Annotated in this window: 16 protein-coding genes; 7 read left to right on the forward strand and 9 right to left on the reverse strand. The window is 60.3% G+C overall.

Annotated features, from left to right (window positions below):
* Positions 1-7: 7 nt before the first annotated feature.
* Positions 8-1,561 carry a lipopolysaccharide biosynthesis protein gene (locus ABHV46_RS06805; protein ID WP_438383918.1) on the reverse strand — a complete coding sequence of 518 codons (1,554 nt, stop codon included), beginning with the start codon at positions 1,559-1,561 and terminating at the stop codon, positions 8-10.
* Between ABHV46_RS06805 and ABHV46_RS06810 the strand changes: the two genes are divergently transcribed.
* The 3 genes from ABHV46_RS06810 (at position 1,556) to ABHV46_RS06820 (ending at position 4,588) form a co-directional block, all read left to right on the forward strand.
* Entirely contained in the window at positions 1,556-2,986 is a 1,431-nt protein-coding gene (locus tag ABHV46_RS06810; protein ID WP_438383920.1) for a protein adenylyltransferase SelO, read from the forward strand. The two genes, ABHV46_RS06805 and ABHV46_RS06810, sit on opposite strands and share 6 nt — an antisense overlap.
* A gap of 154 nt (positions 2,987-3,140) precedes the next feature.
* Positions 3,141-3,623, forward strand: coding sequence for a hypothetical protein (locus ABHV46_RS06815; protein WP_438383921.1), 483 nt, complete (start codon positions 3,141-3,143; stop codon positions 3,621-3,623).
* 41 nt (positions 3,624-3,664) lie between these two features.
* Positions 3,665-4,588 carry an alpha/beta fold hydrolase gene (locus ABHV46_RS06820; RefSeq protein WP_438383924.1) on the forward strand — a complete coding sequence of 308 codons (924 nt, stop codon included), beginning with the start codon at positions 3,665-3,667 and terminating at the stop codon, positions 4,586-4,588.
* Positions 4,589-4,614: 26 nt separating this feature from the next.
* On the opposite strand, the gene ABHV46_RS06825 is transcribed toward ABHV46_RS06820, so the two are convergent.
* Both ABHV46_RS06825 and ABHV46_RS06830 read right to left on the reverse strand, forming a co-directional pair.
* On the reverse strand, positions 4,615-5,532 hold the full coding sequence (locus ABHV46_RS06825; RefSeq protein ID WP_438383927.1) for a glucosamine inositolphosphorylceramide transferase family protein: 918 nt from the start codon (positions 5,530-5,532) through the stop codon (positions 4,615-4,617).
* 120 nt (positions 5,533-5,652) lie between these two features.
* A complete protein-coding gene (locus tag ABHV46_RS06830; protein ID WP_438383930.1) occupies positions 5,653-6,138 on the reverse strand; it encodes a hypothetical protein in 486 nt (161 codons plus the stop codon).
* A 171-nt stretch (positions 6,139-6,309) separates the two neighbouring features.
* On the opposite strand from ABHV46_RS06830, the gene gap reads away from it, so the two are divergent.
* The 3 genes from gap to ABHV46_RS06845 all read left to right on the forward strand — a co-directional run bounded on the left by gap (position 6,310) and on the right by ABHV46_RS06845 (position 9,172).
* Positions 6,310-7,329: a type I glyceraldehyde-3-phosphate dehydrogenase gene (gap, locus tag ABHV46_RS06835; protein WP_438383932.1), complete on the forward strand. Its 1,020-nt coding sequence runs from the start codon at positions 6,310-6,312 to the stop codon at positions 7,327-7,329.
* Between the two features lie 26 nt (positions 7,330-7,355).
* Positions 7,356-8,573 (forward strand): phosphoglycerate kinase, encoded by a 1,218-nt coding sequence (locus ABHV46_RS06840; RefSeq protein WP_438383933.1) that lies wholly within the window; start codon positions 7,356-7,358, stop codon positions 8,571-8,573.
* A gap of 161 nt (positions 8,574-8,734) precedes the next feature.
* Positions 8,735-9,172, forward strand: coding sequence for a hypothetical protein (locus ABHV46_RS06845; protein WP_438383935.1), 438 nt, complete (start codon positions 8,735-8,737; stop codon positions 9,170-9,172).
* A 17-nt stretch (positions 9,173-9,189) separates the two neighbouring features.
* Here ABHV46_RS06845 and ABHV46_RS06850 read toward each other — a convergent pair whose 3' ends face one another.
* The 6 genes from ABHV46_RS06850 to dapF all read right to left on the reverse strand — a co-directional run bounded on the left by ABHV46_RS06850 (position 9,190) and on the right by dapF (position 18,193).
* Positions 9,190-10,920: a ShlB/FhaC/HecB family hemolysin secretion/activation protein gene (locus ABHV46_RS06850; RefSeq protein ID WP_438383937.1), complete on the reverse strand. Its 1,731-nt coding sequence runs from the start codon at positions 10,918-10,920 to the stop codon at positions 9,190-9,192.
* A complete protein-coding gene (locus ABHV46_RS06855) occupies positions 10,917-11,684 on the reverse strand; it encodes a hypothetical protein (RefSeq protein ID WP_438383940.1) in 768 nt (255 codons plus the stop codon). The genes ABHV46_RS06850 and ABHV46_RS06855 overlap by 4 nt, the downstream gene beginning before the upstream one ends.
* A 334-nt stretch (positions 11,685-12,018) precedes the next feature.
* Positions 12,019-14,748 carry a TonB-dependent receptor domain-containing protein gene (locus ABHV46_RS06860; RefSeq protein WP_438384299.1) on the reverse strand — a complete coding sequence of 910 codons (2,730 nt, stop codon included), beginning with the start codon at positions 14,746-14,748 and terminating at the stop codon, positions 12,019-12,021.
* Between the two features lie 478 nt (positions 14,749-15,226).
* The gene (gene ftsY, locus ABHV46_RS06865) at positions 15,227-16,165 is read right to left on the reverse strand and encodes a signal recognition particle-docking protein FtsY (RefSeq protein ID WP_438383943.1); all 939 of its coding nucleotides are present in this window, start codon (positions 16,163-16,165) and stop codon (positions 15,227-15,229) included.
* Between the two features lies 1 nt (position 16,166).
* Positions 16,167-17,411: a tRNA (N(6)-L-threonylcarbamoyladenosine(37)-C(2))-methylthiotransferase MtaB gene (mtaB, locus tag ABHV46_RS06870; protein WP_438383946.1), complete on the reverse strand. Its 1,245-nt coding sequence runs from the start codon at positions 17,409-17,411 to the stop codon at positions 16,167-16,169.
* Positions 17,408-18,193 (reverse strand): diaminopimelate epimerase, encoded by a 786-nt coding sequence (dapF, locus tag ABHV46_RS06875; RefSeq protein ID WP_438383948.1) that lies wholly within the window; start codon positions 18,191-18,193, stop codon positions 17,408-17,410. The genes mtaB and dapF overlap by 4 nt, the downstream gene beginning before the upstream one ends.
* A 110-nt stretch (positions 18,194-18,303) precedes the next feature.
* On the opposite strand from dapF, the gene ABHV46_RS06880 reads away from it, so the two are divergent.
* The gene (locus tag ABHV46_RS06880) at positions 18,304-18,930 is read left to right on the forward strand and encodes a hypothetical protein (RefSeq protein WP_438383950.1); all 627 of its coding nucleotides are present in this window, start codon (positions 18,304-18,306) and stop codon (positions 18,928-18,930) included.
* Positions 18,931-18,997 lie beyond the last annotated feature (67 nt).

Here is an 18,997-nt window from a genome sequence, read left to right on the forward strand (position 1 = left end):
CAAAGAATCAGGCTTCAGCGGGTATCTCGCCTTCGGTCGGTACCGCTGACTGGTCGACGACAGGCGTTCTGGCGGTTTCTTTCGTCGGGCGCAGAGAACAGATGATGGCGCGCCAGAGCCGTGTCACGAACATGATGAAACTGCTGAACACCGTCGCATAGCAAGCCCCCTTGAGCGACCACGCAGCCGTCAGACCGTAAAGCACCGGAAAATAGGCAAGCGTGATCCAGGTTCGATTGGCCATGAGGAAGCCGATCTGCCCCATGACCGTCAACAGGGGCTCCAGCGGAACGATAAGCAGGGTCAGTACCGCCGAAACAAGCATGATCGAGATGTAATAGGTCGTGCCATGCAAATGGATATGCAGCATCAGCGCAAAAATGCGCCCCCCGAAAAAAGCCGATACAATCAGAAGCGCCACCGAAACGCCGCAAAGCATGGCGAAGATTTTCCAGGTGAGGCGCTTGAGGCCACGCCAGTCCTGACGGTCGCGCATCTTGACCAGTTCGGGATAAAGCACGGGCGACAGCATCTGGGCCGGGGTGACGATACCATCGGCAATCTGCCGGCAGATGCGGAATACGGCGGCCTCGGCAGAACCCAGAAGCGAGCCGACGACCAGGGTGCTGATATGGCCCGAAACCGCTCCAAGCGTCTGATTGATGCTGGTCGAGCGCGTAAAGGCCCACATGCCCGGCAATTGCCAGCGCCACTGTGTCAGCACGTCGCGCCAGCGGAGCCGCAGCCCGATTTTCCGGCGCAGGGTCGTGAGGGCGAAAAACAGGAAAAGCCCGTAATCGAGCAGGACCGCCCCGGCCCAGATCAGCACAAAAAAACCGAGATGCAGGTGCAGCGCAAAACCCATCGCCGTCCCCGCCGTGCGGAAGATGGCCGTTGCCGTATCGCTGATGGGCACCAGGTGAAAACGGTCTGTCAGACGCAGAACCCCGTTGCTCCAGCCCGTATACATGAACGGACTGATCAGCGCATAGCCATAGGCCAGCGACGTAACCCAGGGGGTCCAGTGCGCGATATGGCTGTATAGCGCGACGCTGATTACCCCGATCGACACGGCAACGACTGCCGAAAGCAGGTCGAGCCTGATGCAGAACCCCAGAATCTGGCGCAGCAGATCGAGATCGCGCCGGGCATAGGGCTCGTTACCGAAGCGGATGAGCGTCTGCCATGACTGCATACGCGAAAAGGTCGAAGCCATGATACCGAGAGAATGGATCAGGATCAGCAGACCGAACTGCCCCAGCCCCAGCGCCCGAACCGCAAAAGCGATATAGGCAAAGCTGCAAAGCGCCGTGGCGATACGCCCCAATGTCAGAAAGCTGACATTATGGACAATCCGTCTGGCGGCTGAGGGCTGTGTCGACATGAAGGGGTTTTGGACGCCCGGCCCCAAAATGGAAAGGGAAAGGGCGAAAAAACTTGCCTGCTTTCCGTTTGGCCTGACCTTGCGGCGGGGCGGGCGGGCGTTATCTCTGAGTGACGAGAACGTCCTTGCGCTTTTCTGACTTCCCTGTTCGGCCTGCACCCCAGAGGTATCATGCATCTCCCTCTCCGCCGCGCGAATTTCCCGGCCTCCATGGCTGTCGAAGTAAACCCGGCCTCTTTCGCGGCACCGCGCCTCGTGGCCCTGAATGACGCTCTGGCCGAAACGCTCGGTTTCGCACCCGAATGGCTGAGATCTCCAGAAGGCGTTGCCCTCCTGAGCGGTCAAACCCGCATCGAAGGCGTTCCCGCACTGGCCCAGGCCTATGCCGGACATCAATTCGGCCAGTTCGTGCCGCAGCTCGGTGATGGACGCGCCCATCTGCTCGGGGTCGTGACCGACGCTCGGGGTGACGTGCACGACGTACAGCTCAAGGGGTCGGGCCCGACCCCTTTTTCGCGGCGCGGTGACGGTCTGGCCGCACTCGGCCCGGTACTGCGCGAATATCTGGTGAGTGAGGCCATGGCAGCCCTCAACGTGCCGACCACGCGCGCGCTCGCCGCCGTCACGACCGGTGAGACGATCTGGCGCGACAAACCCCAACCCGGCGCCATTCTGACACGGGTTGCAGCGAGCCATCTGCGCGTTGGCACCTTCCAGTATTTTGCCGCGCGCGAAGACCGTGAGGCACTGGCCTTTCTCTGCGATCTCGCTATCGACCGTCATGCCCCCTCGGCACGCGAGGCCGAGAACCCGGTCAAGGCGCTCTACGAGACGGTCGTGGCCAGACAGGCCCAGCTCGTCGCGCGCTGGATGAGCCTCGGCTTCGTGCATGGGGTAATGAATACGGACAACATGACGCTGTCGGGCGAAACCATCGATTACGGCCCCTGTGCGTTTCTCGACACTTACAGCCATGACAAGGTGTTCAGCTCGATCGATCGTAACGGACGCTATGCCTATGGCAATCAGCCGCGTCTGGCTGGGTGGAACCTCGCCCGACTGGCAGAGACGCTGCTTCCGTTTTTCGACACGAACGAAGACCGCGCACTCGCCTGGGCACAGGAGGCGCTGGGCCGGTTCCAGAGTCTCTATGAGGAAGCCTGGCTGGACCGGATGCGCCCCAAACTGGGCCTGGCCACGAAGGGGGATCAGGATAAGACGCTGATCGAGGCGCTGTTAGAAGTCATGGAAACCGAGACGCTGGACTGGACGCTCAGCTTCCGCCGTCTCGCGCGAAACGAAAACCTGGTTGCCGGGCATGCACCCGCAACGCTCGAGCGGTGGATGGCAGACTGGCAGGCAAGACGCGCTCTGGAACCCGCCTCCCTGAAGGCACAACAAGATCTGATGCAACGCAACAACCCTGCCGTGATCGCCCGCAATCATCGCGTTGCCGAAGCCATTGCCGCCGCCGAAACCGGCGATTTTTCGGTGTTTGAAGCCCTTCTCCAGCGCCTACGCCAACCCTACGACAACGATGCCGCTTACGAACTGCCCCCTATGCCTGAGCAGATCGTCCACGCAACCTTCTGCGGCACGTAACGGCGCGCTGACATAGCGGCGCGCGCATGGAGAGAAAGCCCGACGCTTTTTCTCCCTCCTGCGCAGAAAACCTTCACGTCGCTTTGAACGGTCGGGTGGTCGCCAAAACCTTTCCGCTGCGTATGATGCGATGTCGAAATGGAGCCTCCGGACGATGCCTTCAATCCGTAAAAACTGGTTCTATATTTACGGATTGGTCTCTTACGCTCTCCTGTTTTTCTGGTTCTCCTCAGTAATCTCGGCAACGCTCCCGCAAAGGACGCGCTCATGGCTTGTCTGTTTCTGGGTCGGGACGCTGCTGACGAGTTTTTTCTACTGCTACCGTCCACGATCGCTCGGTCAGGGCCTGATGCGCGGCGTGTCGCTGGGCGGTTCGGCGCTATGGCTGGCACAAGCCACCCTGCCTTGTATGCCGACCATATTTCTGGGCCGTACAGGCTGGCTACGAGCATTATGCATCAGCTTCGTCTTGATCTGTGAAGGAGCCGCGCTGATTGCGCTTCTGCGCGTGATTTTCGGTCGGGAATGCGATCCGCGCTTTCTGGAGGCCCAGGGAATTCCGCCGGTCGTGGTGCGGCTCATGCTGGCTGAGGCCCGCTTCTGGCGGCGCGTACTGGAATTTTTGACCGGTCGCTAGCATTCCCTTTTCTTGCCCAAAGCTGAAAAAAAGAAAAACCCATGATCCTCAGACGCTTCTTTCCAGCCCTGCTTATCGCCTCGCTTGTTGTCACGCCGTCGATCTCTCGCGCGGCGAGCGCAACAGCAACGCAGCAAAGAACCCAGCCTTTCTCGGTTGTGATCGAAGGCAGCGGGCAGGATGTTATTCTGATACCGGGCCTTGCCTCTCCACGCTCAGTCTGGGACGGAGTGGCTGCGCGGCTCAAAACGCATTATCGGCTGCATCTGGTGCAGCTTGCCGGGTTTGCAGGTGAACCGGCACAGAAGAACGTACCCGATAAGCTCATGCAGTCAGTCGCCTCTGCCCTGTCGCGCTATATCGAAACAGCGCACCTCAACAAGCCTACGCTGATAGGGCATTCGATAGGGGGTGAACTCGCCCTCATGGTGGCCAGCCAGACGCCCGATCTCGTCGGCCGCGTCATCGTCGTCGACGCCCTGCCCTTTTACCCGCTTGTTTTCAACCCGTCCGCCACCCGCGAGACGGTGCAACCACAGGCTGAGGCCTTCAGGCGGTCGCTTTTGCAGGAACAGCCTGAGAACCAGCGTCGGATGAGCCAGGAGCAGGCCATCGCGAGAATGGTCAGAACCGAATCCGCGCGCCCCGGGCTCGTAGAAGCCGGGCTAAGATCGGACATGAAGACGGTTGCCAACGCGCTTTATGACGACATGACAACCGATCTGCGCCCGGCGCTCCCTAAAATCACCGCCCCCGTGACTGTGATCTACGCCTTTGATCCCGTTTATGGCGTGCCCGCTGCCACGATCGATGCGCTCTATCGGACAAGTTATGCCGCAACGCCTCATGTTCGGTTCCAGCGGATCGATGACAGCTATCATTTCATCATGATCGACCAGCCGGAGAAATTTGACAGTGCCGTCGAGGCCGCCCTCAAGCCCCGCTCCCCTGAGCCCCGCCCCTGAGCCCGACGCAGAAATGAACGGACGCGTCAGGCTAGCCCAAGACGCCTGCGCAATTTACGGAGTTCGCGACCGGCTTCGATCATCAGGCCATGGGGCGACAGGACGGTTTTTTTCACGTCGAAAAGCGTGACATCGCCTGCCGCCGAGAGTGTGTGCATCCCTTCGGTAAACGGCGCGAAGCGGGGCGCGATCAGCAGGGCCGGTCCGGTATGGGTGGTTACATGATCGGGCGTCAGCCTGTCGAACCAGAGCGGGCGCACGGCGCCGCCATAAGTATGAGCGCAATCCTGAACCGGCAGCATGAGCTTGCCATCGATCTCGATCGGCGTGCCCCCGGCCCTTGCGCTTGACGGGTCGAGGCGGATCGGGTTCTGCCTGTGACGCGTCCAGGGGCCATGCAGGGTCTCGGCATAGGCCAGATGAAGGCAGCTCGGCGCCTTTTTGGCCGCATGGACCGGGGTATAGATCAACCACCACAAATTATCGCGAAAGCAGAGCGTCGCATCGACCGCGATCTCACCCCCCAGATCGATCTGACAGGCCGGGACCCAGCGATCGGGAAAGCGTTCGGCGCGATAGAGTGTCTGCGTGCCGGAGCGATGGGCTTCAGGCAGCATCCAGAAAGAGCCCTCAGCCTGCACGATCTGCGGATAGGACAGATGCCAGGGTTCGCGCAGCACGATCTCGTTTCTGATTAATCTCCACGCGCGGTCGTAAACGAGCAGCTCGATCTCGCCGACACGATTGCGATAGTCATAGACCTCGAGAAAGACATGCAGTCTGTCCTCGTGCCAGACGCCGAACGGATCGGCACGGAACTGGAAGGCACGGGGCATGTCGGGCAGGAAATGGCAGGGGATCCGAGACCAGTCGGGATCATGCAGCAGGCTGGCAAGCGGCGCTTCGAGAATGCCCGTTCGCCAGATATCCTTGCGCAAGCTCATGATGCCCTCCCCCGTTCAAGACGGCGCAGGGCTTACCATCTCCACACGTTTTCCAAAACCGGGCAGGCAACAAAACCGCGCCGGGAACCATCGGCACCCGGACGCTGCATGCAACACCGATCAGCGCAGATCGATGCGGATTCGGCCTCTCGGCGCAGAAGGATCGGTTCTGGCGTCGATCTGCACCTGGTTGACCGGCGCGCCAGAGGCGACGATCTGGTCTGCCACCGCCTTGCCGTCCTGCTCGGTAAGGGCTTCGAGCGCCTTGACCTGAGCGGCGGGGCTGCCTGCTTCGGGCGAAAGCACCGAGACGATGAACATGATCGTCGGCCTGCGCGACAAGGCAAGCTTGGTGCTGCGCTCGACGGCGGGTGCCCATTCCTCTTTGGGCGTACCTGCCACGATTTGGAGGAAAGGCGCCGGGGGCGGCTTGGACGGCGCCGCCGGAGGAATATAGGGCTTGGGGGGCTTGCCCGCATTGGGGTTGAACAGGCGCTGGTCGGGCGGCGTACAGGCCGCAAGCGCCCCGGAAATCAGGCATAGGCCGATGCCAGCCAAGGAGCGAAACTTCAGGAAACCACAATTCGTAGCATTCGTCATCGTCATGACCTTGAGAACTTGCAGGTAGAGCGGACACAAGCAAGAGAGCGGGAACAGAAAGACCAGTTTTCACGAAAATATCGGTAAGTTTTTTGAGCGCCCCCTCTCGTCTCGTCTTCCAAGGGTGCTATGGTTTCGCCTCTTATAACGAAACCGCCTACTGGCCGGGAGACTACAATGGCTGTGAAAATCGCAATCAACGGTTTTGGACGTATCGGACGTCTGGTACTGCGCGGTATCATCGAAAGCGGACGTACGGATGTCGTGCCGGTCGCCATCAACGACCTTGGCTCGGTGGAAGAGAACGCCCATCTGCTGGCTTATGACAGTGTCCATGGCCGTTTCCCCGGTACCGTGCGCGTCGATGGCAATAATCTGATCATCGAGGCCAATGGCCGTACCTATGATCCGATCCGCGTCTCCGCCGAGCGTGACCCGACCAAGGTGCCGTTCGAAGGCGTCGATGTCGCCATGGAATGCACGGGCCTGTTCACCACCAAGGAAAAGGCCTCGGCGCTCATCAAGGCCGGTGCGCGCAAGGTTCTGATTTCCGCTCCTGGCACCGATGTCGATGCCACCATTGTCTATGGCGTGAACAATGCCATGCTGACGAAGGACATGACGGTCATCTCCAACGCCTCCTGCACGACCAACTGTCTGGCGCCCGTCGCCAAGGTGCTGGACGAAGCCTTCGGCATCGAATGCGGCTACATGGTGACCATCCACTCCTACACGGGTGACCAGCGCACGGTCGACACCCATCACCGCGACCCGCGCCGCGCCCGCGCCGCTGCGCTGAACATGATCCCGACCTCGACGGGTGCTGCCAAGGCCATTGGTCTGGTTCTGCCGCATCTCAAGGGCCGTCTGGACGGCACCTCGATCCGCGTGCCGACGCCGAATGTCTCGGTCGTGTCGCTCGACTTCATCCCGAGCCGCGCTCCGGCTTCGGCACAGGCAGTCAACGACGCCCTGCGCGAAGCTGCCGCAGGCCCGCTGAAGGGTGTGCTCGACTATAACGAGGCGCCGCTGGTGAGCAGCGACTTCAACCATTCCTATGCTTCCTCGACCTTCGACGCCACGCAGACGGCGGTGATCGATGGCGGCAAGATGGTGCGCATCTGCTCCTGGTACGACAATGAATGGGGTTTCTCGAACCGCATGTCCGACACGGCAGCGCTTTTCGGCAGCCTCTAAGAAACAAGAAAACGGGAGTATAGCGCATGGCCAGTTTCCACACGCTCGATGATCTGTCTCCTGAGGGAAAGCGCGTTCTGCTGCGCGCCGACCTCAACGTGCCAGTGCGTGACGGTGCCATCACGGACACGACGCGTATCGACCGCGTCATCCCGACCATCTGCGAGCTGGCCGATAAAGGCGCGCGCGTTATCATTCTGAGCCATTTTGACCGCCCCAAGGGTCAGGTCGTGCCCAGCATGTCGCTTGCTCCCGTAGCCGAAATGCTGGAATCCAAGATCCAGCACAAGGTGCATTTCGTCTCTGACTGCGTCGGGTCGAAGGCGGAAGATGCCGTGGCGAAGCTGAAGGACGGCGAAGTCTGCGTGCTTGAAAACACGCGCTTCTATGCTGGCGAAGAGAAGAACGACCCCGAGTTCACCGCCATGCTTGCCCGTCTGGGCGACATCTACGTGAATGATGCCTTCTCTGCCGCTCATCGCGCCCATGCCTCCACCGAAGGGCTGGCCCGTCACCTGCCTGCCTATGCCGGTCGTCTGATGGAAGCCGAACTGAACGCGCTTTCCGCCGCCCTCGAACTGCCGGATCGCCCCGTGGGCGCCCTTATCGGTGGTGCCAAGATCTCGACCAAGCTTGACCTGATCGGGAATGTGCTTGGCAAGGTCGATGTACTGTTCATCGGCGGTGCGATGGCTAATACCTTCCTCGCGGCTCAGGGCGTTTCCGTCGGCAAGTCGCTGCAGGAAGCCGAGATGCACGAGACGGCGCGCAAGATCCTCGCCCAAGCCAATGACGGCAAATGCGAGATCATCCTGCCGGTCGATGCCGTGATTGCCCGGGAATTCCGTGCAGGGGCGCCGTCGGAAGTCTGCGACATCAACGCGGTACCGGCTGACGCCATGATCCTTGATGCCGGTCCCCAGACCGTCGCTCTGATCAACGCCAAGCTCGAGAGTTTAAAAACCTTGGTCTGGAACGGTCCGCTTGGCGCGTTCGAGATCAAACCTTTTGACGCGGCAACTGTCGCTGTGGCGCAGAAGGCTGCCGAGCTGACCAAGGCTGGCACCCTCAAGACCATCGCCGGTGGTGGCGATACGGTATCGGCCCTGCGCCATGCTGGCGCCGCCGACGAGATGAGCTATGTCTCGACGGCAGGCGGTGCCTTTCTGGAGTGGCTTGAAGGCAAGTTGCTTCCGGGTATCTCTGTCCTGACAGACGCAGCGCACCACGCTTTCCCGATCTGATCGGGTTATACGGGCCGGTTGCATCACGTTTCGTATCGGCGTGATACAATCGGCTTGTCAGGGTTGCATTCACTTTTCCTGGATGGATACAGTTCCTGCAGCCGGTAACGAGTCCGGTTCTAGCTGAATTTCCACTTGAACCGGAAAAAGGGAACGCACCCTTGCGCGCCTGTCTTGCTCTTGCCCTGTTTGCCAGTATCGGCCTGAACGTCGCTCAGGCTGCCGATAATACCACTGCATCGCGTGGCACGACTGTCAGGCACTCGCCTTCTGCCTCTTCCGGGCTGAACGCGACCTCGTCGTTCTCGCTTGAACCGACCACCGCTGAGGAACCCCTTATTCGGCAGGCCTCCCTGACCGTTAGGGCGCCTGCTTCAGCCAGCAAGGACGGTTTTACCCAAGCCCCTCTGCCCGATGACGATTTCGAAGCACCCAGGTCACGCAACAGCGATGACGATGCGAGCCTGAGAGCCGATTTCTTTCAGCGCAACCACCATCAGGTGGGCGATGCTCTAGCTGGTGGCGCCGGTGCCAATGACCAGCGGCGCGGTCATGGCTCGATGGCGGCAGGTGTCGCTGTCGCAATCCCTATGAACTGATCGCGCGTAGCGCTTTTTCAGAATCCTGCGATCACATTGAAATCGCAGAATACCCCCCGGCTCCCGCGACTGGCAGCGCGTCTGAGACGCCAGCCCGCATCGACCGTCACATTGAGTGCCCTGTTGATCTTGCTGTTCAGATCAACCCCCACGCTTGCCAGCGTCACGACGCGCGGACCGATTCCGGCAGGATGAACCTGCGAATTATCGCCCCAGTCCCAAAATGCTCCGGCCGTATTGGTGTCCTCAAGCGTGCCGAGACCAAGCGTCTTGCCAAGAGAGAAACCCGGCGTCGTCACTTCTTCGCTGAAGGTAAAGGCGCGGCTTCCGAAGGATGTATTGACGTAATAACCGCGCACCGTGCCCATCCCGCCGATCATGAGCTGCTCGCTATAGAGCAGATTATGAGTCGCGCCCTGCCATGAGAGCTTTGTGTTGGCCTTGAACTTGCCAGGCAGAGAAAGCGCCCGGTTCAGCATCAGCCGGTCATAAACATAGTTCGGTTTGGCATTGGGAAAAATCGTCTCATACCAGCCGCGCTTGTTGTAAGCCGAAATTCCAGGGGGACCGTAGACGATCTGGTTATTGATTTCCGTCTTTCCCCATGGATCCTGAAGCGAACCGATAAAGCCCAGCACGAACTGATTGGTCTCTGCATTGGCCAGAATGAGTGGAACCGCCGCGCTGAACTGATCCGAAATGGTCGATTTCCAGTCGAACCCCGCCTGCACTGTGCCGTCGACCCCAAAACGTGACCCTATTGCCCAATGCGGCAACATATGCAGCCAGCGGAGCGAGGCCTGCCCCGACACGCCTTTATTGGTCAGAGGCTGATCGGCGACCGGGTAAGACACCGAATAACTGCCGTAAATCAGCAACGCGTCGCGCGATGACAGGGGAATCTCCCAGCTTGCATTATGCCCGGTAAAGCGCCCCGAGACGCTGCGCTGGAGCTGATAGGTAAGGATATGACCCAGATTGAAGCCATTGCCCCATGAGACGCCTACATCCCAGTTAAGACGCCCGAGTGTCGGATCGAGCTGATTGTTGTAGGCACCGTAAACGTAAAGCGGCAGACGATCGGCCACTTTCAGATCGACATCGGTTAAACCCGGCGCGTGACCGGGGCGATAGACCATATCGACAGTACGAAACGGGTTGGTGTTCAGCCAGCTAAGATCTGTTTGCAAGGAGTCGAGTGAGAGTGCCTGGCCCGGCGCCAGGCCGCTCTGATTGCGTATGGTGCGCGCAGCAAACCAGCGATTACCCACCACATGGATCGTCCCGACGCGATATTCCATCACGTCCAGATGCAACACCCCCTGATGCACGCGCTGTGGCGGCACCGTGACCGTCACGAAAGCATGTCCCTTCAACCGGTAATAGCCGACAACCCGATCGACCAATGTCTGCATCTGACCGAAACTCAAGCCATGACCGATAAAAGGCATAATGAGGCGGGTGAAAGCGGGATCGTCGAGAAGCGGGAGCCCCTCTGTGCTCAGCGCGCGTGACGCCATCTGGCTTGCGACCGTTCCGGCAGGCTGGAACACGACAGCGCGCAAGAGCGACACAACCTGCGTATTCGATTGCAGGGCTTTGGGCACGAGGCCGGGCGTCTTCACCGTCGGAGCGACGCGACTGGGCAGACTGGCCGCACCGGTTCCGGCGCTGGGCCTGAGGAGCGATTGCGCTTTTGCACTGAACGGAGAGAAAGCGAGTATGGCGCAGCAAACAAGACGTCTCATCGCGCCATGTTTCCGCTATCGACGGTTTTCGAGGTCAGGCTCGGCTCGGCATGATCGGGCTGCGCGACCGTCAGCGCGATATCGCCATCCTCCAGCGTCGTGACCTGATTAGCCTCACGCATCCCATCGCGATTGCCTGCCAGCGCAAAGGCATTGCCACCCGCAGAAGCCAGGGTCGCTGCGGCATCAAGGATCATGGCACGCTTACCCGTTCCGCTCACCCGGCAGGGAATTGGCAAAACATAAACGCCTGAAGGGCCGAAAGAGGCGTTCATGGTGGCAGCCGGTCGTAGATGAGGAGAGGCCCCGGCGGCGCCAGCTGGACGTTGGTCGCTCACCCCGATCATGACCGTTTCGCTCTTCGAAGCGCCCGTTCCAGCGCCTGAACTTCCGCTCAGCGCCGGTTCGGCGGGGGCGCCACCCGCCACGAACTGCCCTGCGGTAACGGAAGCAGGAGCAGGACAGCCGCCTGATACCGCCTGCCCGTCGGGGCCGATGACCACAGCTTGCGGAGTGACACGATAGACGACGCCACCCAGCCCCAGCGCCTGCTTTACAGGCGACGGACGGTTGCCCACCACACTGTCGAGGGTCGCATTGGCCGAGGCGGACGCACGCGCGCCCGGCGCAAAGCCCCCAGCGGATTGCACCCCCTGAGCGTGCTGCGCGCGGCATTGCGGCGCCGCAAGAAGCGTCAGAACGCCTCCCAGCAGAAAGAAATAACGGCCAGCCGCAGCGAAGCGCGAAAGCAAAAGACAGATCATGACATCCCGCACAAAGAAACGCGGGATCGATCTATCACCAAAATGTGAGCAATACACTGCATTAAAGCCTGCCCTGAGCCTCACAGAGGAAGAACATGCTTGAATCAGAGAGATTTTCCGAAAAAATTCATTTTGGGAAAAGAGGCATCGCTCACCGTTTTCCCGTATGAGAACGAACGGACCGTCGCTCTGCGCCACCCTTGTCCAGAGCAAGAGAGACGCAGAGCGAGGCAATGCACCCGGCTGCAACGGAGCCAGAAGCAGGACGCCAAAACAATTGGGAAAAATCAGGGCGCCCGCAAAGGAGCGCCCTGGATCGGAAGAGCCCGACCGATCAGAAGCTTATACCGGCCTGCAGGAAGGCATAGCGGCCGACAATCAGGCTACCGTACTGATAGATATTGGTGTTGGTCGCCGCATCCATTACGAAAGGCGGCTTTTTGTCGAAGAGGTTGCTGACGCCCGCTTCGAAGTTCCAGCGGTTCAGGCGATAGCCCAGCGTGATGTCATGGGTGAAGATACCGGGCGTCTTGTACTGGCCGGCCGTCTTCGCCGTCAGGTCGGTTACACCGTTATTCCACACCATGCCGCCGATATAGCGCATCATATAGGTAAAGCTGAAATCGTCATGCTGCCATGTAGCCTGAGCGTAATCGCTCACACGCGGCTGACCGCTGCCACCAGCATAGAACAGGCGTCCTGTGTAGTTATACCACTGACCATTCGGCACGTTCTGCTGCAGATAGCTGACAAGCTGCTGCATATTATTCGACAGATTCAGGGAGTCATGCGGCGTCAGGCGCACATGATAGTCGAGGTCGAAATCGATACCGCTCGTGCGGATCCCACCGAGGTTCTGATAAAAAGCATTGACCGAGGTGAGCTGCTGCGATGTGGAACGTGCGGCAATCGCGCCGCAATTGCTGGTATCCGCACCCGTATAGCACTGATCGAGAATATACTGCGTGCCCAGCGTGCTGATCGTGTTGTTCAGCGAGTAATGCCAGTAGGTCACGGAAGCCGACAGACCCGGTACCCAGCGCGGCGTTACGACCGTACCGATCGTATAGGTGCGTCCGCTTTCGGGCTGCAGCTTGGCGTTACCACCAGAGATGGTCGGCACCTGCCCGGTGTTCTGCGGCACGAAGGTTGCCGTATTGATGCCCTCACCGGCACAACGTGCCTGCACCGCGGCAGCCTGTGCGCCGTAGCTCGAAACCGCACTGCAAGGATCGTAAGCCGAGGGATAACCCAGGCTCTGGCCGCCATAAAGCTCGTACACATTGGGCTGGCGATAGGACGTGCCCAGCGTGGCGCGGAAGCGGATATCGCGTACCGGCGCCCAGTTGATCGAAACCTTCCAGTTTTTCGTGGAACCGAAGGTGTTGTAATCGGACCAGCGGCCCTGCCCGTCGATCGTCAGATCCTTGGCAAGAAACGCGTTCTGAAGCAGCGGAACCTGCCCTTCGGCATAGACTTCGTTCACGTTGAAGCCGCCGCCGCTATAGCTCGAAGCGTTGCCCGTGGAGTCACCGCTCACGACGATCGGATCGGGCTTGCTGCTCAGCTGCTCGCTGCGATGCTCCATACCGAAGGCAACACCGACATTGCCGCCATGCTCGTACGGCATCTTGACCAGTTCGCTGTTATTGATGCGCAGGTTGAAGTCGCGCAGCTGATATTCAGCATGGTCGTGCTGGGTAAACTTGCCATAGGCCGCAGCCTCGGGCGAGAGCGGGGCCAGAGGATTGGACAGCACACAACCGGGCTGGCTTGTGCAGACCGTGGGATCGTAGACGATCTTGCTGCCTGGATTGGTCGGGTCGAGCTGGCGAACACCGGTCATCTGAAGCAGGTGACGATAATTGCCCATATTCTGCGTGTTCGCAGTCCAGCGGCTCTGACCGTAGGTCATGGAGGCGTCATATTCCCAGCCACGCCAGATCTTGCCCTTGGCGCCACCGATAACGGTCCAGGTATCCGTCGCATAATCCATCTTGCGCGGACCGAAATCGTTCATACGACGCGACATGACCGCGTCCTTACCCCAGATGTTGTAGGGGCTGCCTGCAGGAATGGTCCATGACGAGAGAAGCGGAGAAGGCTTGATACCGCCCGACACAGGGGATGCCGCCATCTGACGCGCCGTGGTCGTGTGGCTGTAACGCACATTGGCGTAAGGCTTGAAATGACTGTCGACGTCGTAATGCGCATCGCCCGAAAGCGCCGAGTTCTGGTTATAATTCTGCACCATCGTGTCTTTGGCAAAATTATAGCGATCGGCATTGCTGTAGCGGTGGAAGGTGCCATCGCCATTCGATACCAGATTGGTGCCGGTAATCGGATTGGTCACGCGGCCGGATGGAACGATCGACGACCCGTAGAGAGGTGTGCCGGTAACCGGGTTACTCTGCTGCGGGTTGGCTGCCCAGGCACGATCCTGGCTCATGATCCCGCCGGATGTGTTGTACTGGCCGAACAGGGTGACGTTGCCGCGACCATGGTCGAAATTGAAGCCTTTCATGGCCGAAAGCAGGCCGGTCTTGGCATCGCCATATTGCGAGATGCCGCCACGCATGGTGATGGTGGCCTTGGTCACGTCGTGACGCAGCTTGATGTTGATCACGCCCGACACGGCATCTGCACCGTAAAGCTCCGAACCGCCATCCTTGAGCATCTCGACGCTCGCGATTTCCTCGATGGGGATAGTATTCAGATCGACGCAGGACGTTGCCGCGTTAATGGCCGTACGCTTGCCGTCAATCAGGATCAGGACACGCTTGGAGCCGAAATTGCGGATGTCTGTGCAGCTCACGCCACCGCCCCCATTGGTCTGCTGATTGGGCGTGCCCGAAGAGCCGACAGAAGGCAGGCGCTGCAGGTAATCACCGAGCGAGGTCGCCGAAGTCTGCTGGATCTGCTTGGCAGTAATGACCTGAACCGGGTTGGCGGAACTGTTATTCGAGCTACGCAGATACGAGCCCGTTACCATAATCGTCTCAGACTTGGGCGAAGCCTGCTTTGTCTTGACCAGGGTCTTCTTCTTCGTGGCGGTAACGTCCACCGGGACATTCGCGGCTAGAGCGCCAGAGGCGGAAAGACCGGCCACGGCTGTAAACGTCAAAAGGAAAGATCTGCGCAGGCTCAACGCCATCGTCTACAAGCTCCATACGTAACGACAATCAATCGAAACGTAACGCTGACATAACGATGAAAAGCTGAGTGCGACGAAAGATGTCTGATTTGTATCGAAACTTAAAAAGTATTTGAAAACCGCATTTTACGTTAATGATTCGTTATAGGACCCATCATGTGGTCTATGTTCGTTGCGGAAAAGACACGATTTTTCGGTTTTGTAACGAGAATCACGCTGTGCGTTTCAGGCTGCACTGTGCTGCACAGGATGACCAGGGCTCCCCCCAAGTACATACAAAAAGGCGCCAGAAATAACCTCTGGCGCCTTACAGGATTCAACGTCGATCAACATGCCCCTGACCCGCGGCCGCTGGGACAGGAGACACGAAGCGCGAAACTCAGTCTTGCTAGTCTTCGACGAGATGACTGGCAAGATCAGTGCCAGCGCCTCCAACAAGCCCTCGCGCATAATCCTGGGCAGAGAACGGCCGCAGATCCTCGACCTGCTCGCCCACGCCCACGAGATGCACGGGTAGCTTGAACGCATCGGCCAGGGCCACCACGATGCCGCCACGCGCCGAGCCATCAAGCTTGGTCACGATGAGGCCGGTGACATTCACGAGCTCACGGAAGACACGCACCTGCTCCATGGCGTTCTGCCCGGTGGTGGCGTCGAGCACGAGAAGCACCGAGTGCGGTGCCGTCTCGTCGAATTTCTTCATCACACGGATGATCTTGGCGAGTTCTTCCATGAGCGCGCCTTTGTTGTGCAGGCGCCCGGCCGTATCGACGAAAAGCAGATCGGTGCCTGCTTCGCGGGCCTGCTTGATGCCCTCATAGGCCAGACCTGCCGCGTCACCGCCGGGTTTGCCTGCGATGACCGGCGCCCCGGTACGCTCACCCCAGACCTGCAACTGCTCGACTGCGGCAGCACGGAACGTATCGCCCGCCACCATCGTGACCAAGCGCCCCTGATCGCGGAACCATTTGGCCATCTTGCCGATGGTGGTGGTCTTGCCGACGCCATTGACGCCAACCACCAGCACGACATGCGGCTTGTGCTCTGTCTTGAGTTCGAAAGGCTGAGCGACAGGCTCGAGCACATTGGCGATCTCTGTCGCCAGCGCCTCCTGAATCTCCTCAGTCGTCACATTGCGCCCGAAGCGCGAATTGCGAAACTCCTCGATCACGCGCCCGGCCACGGCAGGGCCGAGATCGGCAGCAATCAGTTCGTCTTCGAGTTCCTCCAACGCCGTCTCGTCGAGATAGCGATGGGTAAGAGCCGCGTTGAGCTTCTGCGTCGAGCGCGTCAGCCCCTGTTTGAGACGTGAGAAAAATCCAGCCATGTCAGTTGATCTCTGCTACCAGCCCGGCTTCGTCAAGGGTATGGGCCTTCAGGGTGAGGCGTGTGCCCCGCTCAGCCTGCCCGCCCTCGAGGCGCACCGGCACGAAATGGGCCGAATGTCCGCGCTCTGGCCCTTCCATCAGAACATCGAGATCGCGCCCGATCATGCCCTGCCAATAGGCGCGGCGATTGGCTTCGCCCGCCTCACGCAAAGCCGCCGCCCGCGCCTGACGCTGCGCATTCGGCACGCTGGGCATGCGCGCTGCCGGGGTGCCGGGGCGCTCGCTATAGGGAAAGACGTGCAGATAAGGCAGCTTGTGACGGGTGACGAAATCGAGCGTCTCCTGCGCCTGTGCCTCTGTCTCGGTCGGAAAACCGGCAATCAGATCGGCACCGATCGCGATATCGGGGCGCAGCACGCGCGCTTTCTCAATCAGAGACGCTGCATCCTGCACCGAATGCCTGCGCTTCATACGCTTGAGCACCATATCACTCGCCGCCTGAAGGGAGAGATGCAGATGAGGCAGAAAGCGCGGCTCTTCGGCGAGCAGAAACCACAAATCGCGATCGACCGAGGCCGGATCGAGAGAAGAAAGACGCAGGCGCGGCAGGTCCGGCACCGCCTCGAGTACGGCGCGACAGAGCGCGCCCAGAGCAGGCGCGCCATCGAGGTCACGCCCCCATGAGGCAATATCCACCCCCGTCAGGACGATTTCATGATGACCTGCCGCGACTAGCTGGCGTGCACGGGCAATGACCTCGGCCACGGGCACCGAACGCGAAGCGCCGCGCCCATAAGGGATGATGCAGAAGGTGCAGCGATGATCGCAGCCCTGCTGAACCTGAAGCAGGGCACGCACATGCCCTCCGGTTTCAGCAAGGGGTGATGCCGGAGCGGGCGGAGCCGAAAGGATATCGGCAACCCTACTTTCCTGCTTCAGCGCGTGCTCCGACCAGCTTGCCGCCTCGAGCTTTTCGGCATTGCCCATCACCTGAGCAACACCAGGCAGGCTGCGCCAGTTCTGCGGGGCGATCTGGGCCGCACACCCCGTTACCACGATACGCCGCGAGGGATCTTCACGATGCGCCCGCCTGATGGCCTGACGCGCCTGTCGCTCGGCGCTCGTCGTGACGGCACAGGTGTTGACCACCACCACATCGTCCAGATGGCCGGTCAGGGCCTGCATGCGTTCGCTTTCATGCAAATTGAGACGACAGCCGAAGGTCAGGAGCTTCGCACCGCTCATGCGGGAAACTGCCCCTCGAAGACATGAGTGGCGGGACCGATCATCAGCACATGATCGTCTTCTTCTCGCCAATGGACACGCAAACTGCCGCCATCCATCATCACCTTGCAAAGCCGGTCGAGAAGGCCACGGCGCACGCCATTGACGACCGCCGCACACGCGCCGGAGCCGCAGGCAAGCGTGAGCCCGGCCCCTCGTTCCCAGACGCGCAGCGTGATGGCATCACGCGCAATGATTTCTGCGCAGCCGATATTGGCCCGCTCGGGAAAAAGCGGATCGCGCTCGAGGGCGGCGCCGTCGCGGCCTGCGCGCTCGACACCGTCGAAGAACGTCGCATGGGGATTGCCCATCGAGCAGGCGGCTGGTCCACCGGGCAAGGGCAGTTCGAGCGTGTCCACCTCCCTTGCCAGCGGCACGTTCTGCCAGTCGAGCACGGGGCACCCCATATCGACGCCGATCTCGCCTTCTGCCGTGACGAAGCTGGGCAAGAGACCGGCGCGGGTCTGAAGCACCGGTGCATCGCCCACCAGAGCCGCAACGCAGCGTGAGGCATTGCCGCAGGCACCTGCTTCCGACCCGTCGGGATTGAAAAACCGCACCATTACGTCAGCGCCCTCGCGATCGGGAGCATCAAGCAGCACGAGCTGATCGCAGCCGACGCCAAGCCGTCTGTCGCAGATCTGCGACATAGTATGTAATGTCGCGTCGAAAGGACTGTGGCGCCTGTCGATAATGACGAAGTCATTGCCGAGGCCCTGCATCTTATGGAACCGGATCATCATGACCGTTGTTATAGTGGGTCCGCGCCGTTGCGGCACGGGAAACCTCCGGTTTCATCTCGTAAATTTTCATGCCGACGCGTCGCCTCATGCGATGCAGGAATTCAAGATCCATGTTCATCGCGCCCTATGACACGCCCGCAGCTTCACGCCATTTGCGTCTGATCTGGTCATGTCTGGGCATGAAACGCGAGGAACTGCAAACCTGCCTTGCACAGATACCGTCCGGGTCAAGTCTGCTTGTCGATCAGGCGGATATCGACTGGCTGCGCCTCAGCGCCCCGCGCCACAATCTTCTGTGCAAGACCGGATCCGGGATCGACCGCCTGCGCCCGGATGGCAGCGTGGCCGAGACAATGGCGCTTTACGAGCATTGTCTGCCATCGCAGATCGTCGATCATCCTTCCCGTTCCGTCGTGGCGCTCGATGTCGTGCTCAACGAAAACACTGAAGAAGCCTGGGAAGAGGCCGAAACCCTGATCGCGGGCGGGCTGCCTTCGCAGATCGCCGCCTCGGCGCTCATCGGCACGCCGCAGGAAATCGCGCTTCGTCTGAACGATTATCGCAAGCTCGGCTTGTATGACGTGATCCTGACCGCACCCGCGGCCCGGGCGCCCTACAGGGAAGTCAGCGAAATCCTGTTGCCGCTGCTGCGCCAGCAGGCCATTCCGATGGACACCCATGCCCGCGTTGCAGGCATTTCGAACGGCCCGTTCGAATGGCACGGGGCCGCTCTCTGACATCCGTCAGACTTGACGACGGGCGGCGGGGGTTGCATCCCCTGCGGTCACCCCTCGTTGAGACAGA

The sequence above is a fragment of the Asaia sp. BMEF1 genome (assembly GCF_051628905.1).
Lineage (GTDB): Bacteria > Pseudomonadota > Alphaproteobacteria > Acetobacterales > Acetobacteraceae > Asaia.

Coding starts and splice junctions, on each gene's coding strand:
- ABHV46_RS06810 (WP_438383920.1), top strand. CDS start 1,556: ATGCATCTCCCTCTCCGCCGCGCGAATTTCCCGGCCTCCATGGCTGTC.
- ABHV46_RS06805 (WP_438383918.1), bottom strand. CDS start 1,561: ATGCATGATACCTCTGGGGTGCAGGCCGAACAGGGAAGTCAGAAAAGC.
- ABHV46_RS06815 (WP_438383921.1), top strand. CDS start 3,141: ATGCCTTCAATCCGTAAAAACTGGTTCTATATTTACGGATTGGTCTCT.
- ABHV46_RS06820 (WP_438383924.1), top strand. CDS start 3,665: ATGATCCTCAGACGCTTCTTTCCAGCCCTGCTTATCGCCTCGCTTGTT.
- ABHV46_RS06825 (WP_438383927.1), bottom strand. CDS start 5,532: ATGAGCTTGCGCAAGGATATCTGGCGAACGGGCATTCTCGAAGCGCCG.
- ABHV46_RS06830 (WP_438383930.1), bottom strand. CDS start 6,138: ATGACGATGACGAATGCTACGAATTGTGGTTTCCTGAAGTTTCGCTCC.
- gap (WP_438383932.1), top strand. CDS start 6,310: ATGGCTGTGAAAATCGCAATCAACGGTTTTGGACGTATCGGACGTCTG.
- ABHV46_RS06840 (WP_438383933.1), top strand. CDS start 7,356: ATGGCCAGTTTCCACACGCTCGATGATCTGTCTCCTGAGGGAAAGCGC.
- ABHV46_RS06850 (WP_438383937.1), bottom strand. CDS start 10,920: ATGAGACGTCTTGTTTGCTGCGCCATACTCGCTTTCTCTCCGTTCAGT.
- ABHV46_RS06855 (WP_438383940.1), bottom strand. CDS start 11,684: ATGATCTGTCTTTTGCTTTCGCGCTTCGCTGCGGCTGGCCGTTATTTC.
- ftsY (WP_438383943.1), bottom strand. CDS start 16,165: ATGGCTGGATTTTTCTCACGTCTCAAACAGGGGCTGACGCGCTCGACG.
- mtaB (WP_438383946.1), bottom strand. CDS start 17,411: ATGAGCGGTGCGAAGCTCCTGACCTTCGGCTGTCGTCTCAATTTGCAT.
- dapF (WP_438383948.1), bottom strand. CDS start 18,193: ATGATGATCCGGTTCCATAAGATGCAGGGCCTCGGCAATGACTTCGTC.
- ABHV46_RS06880 (WP_438383950.1), top strand. CDS start 18,304: ATGTTCATCGCGCCCTATGACACGCCCGCAGCTTCACGCCATTTGCGT.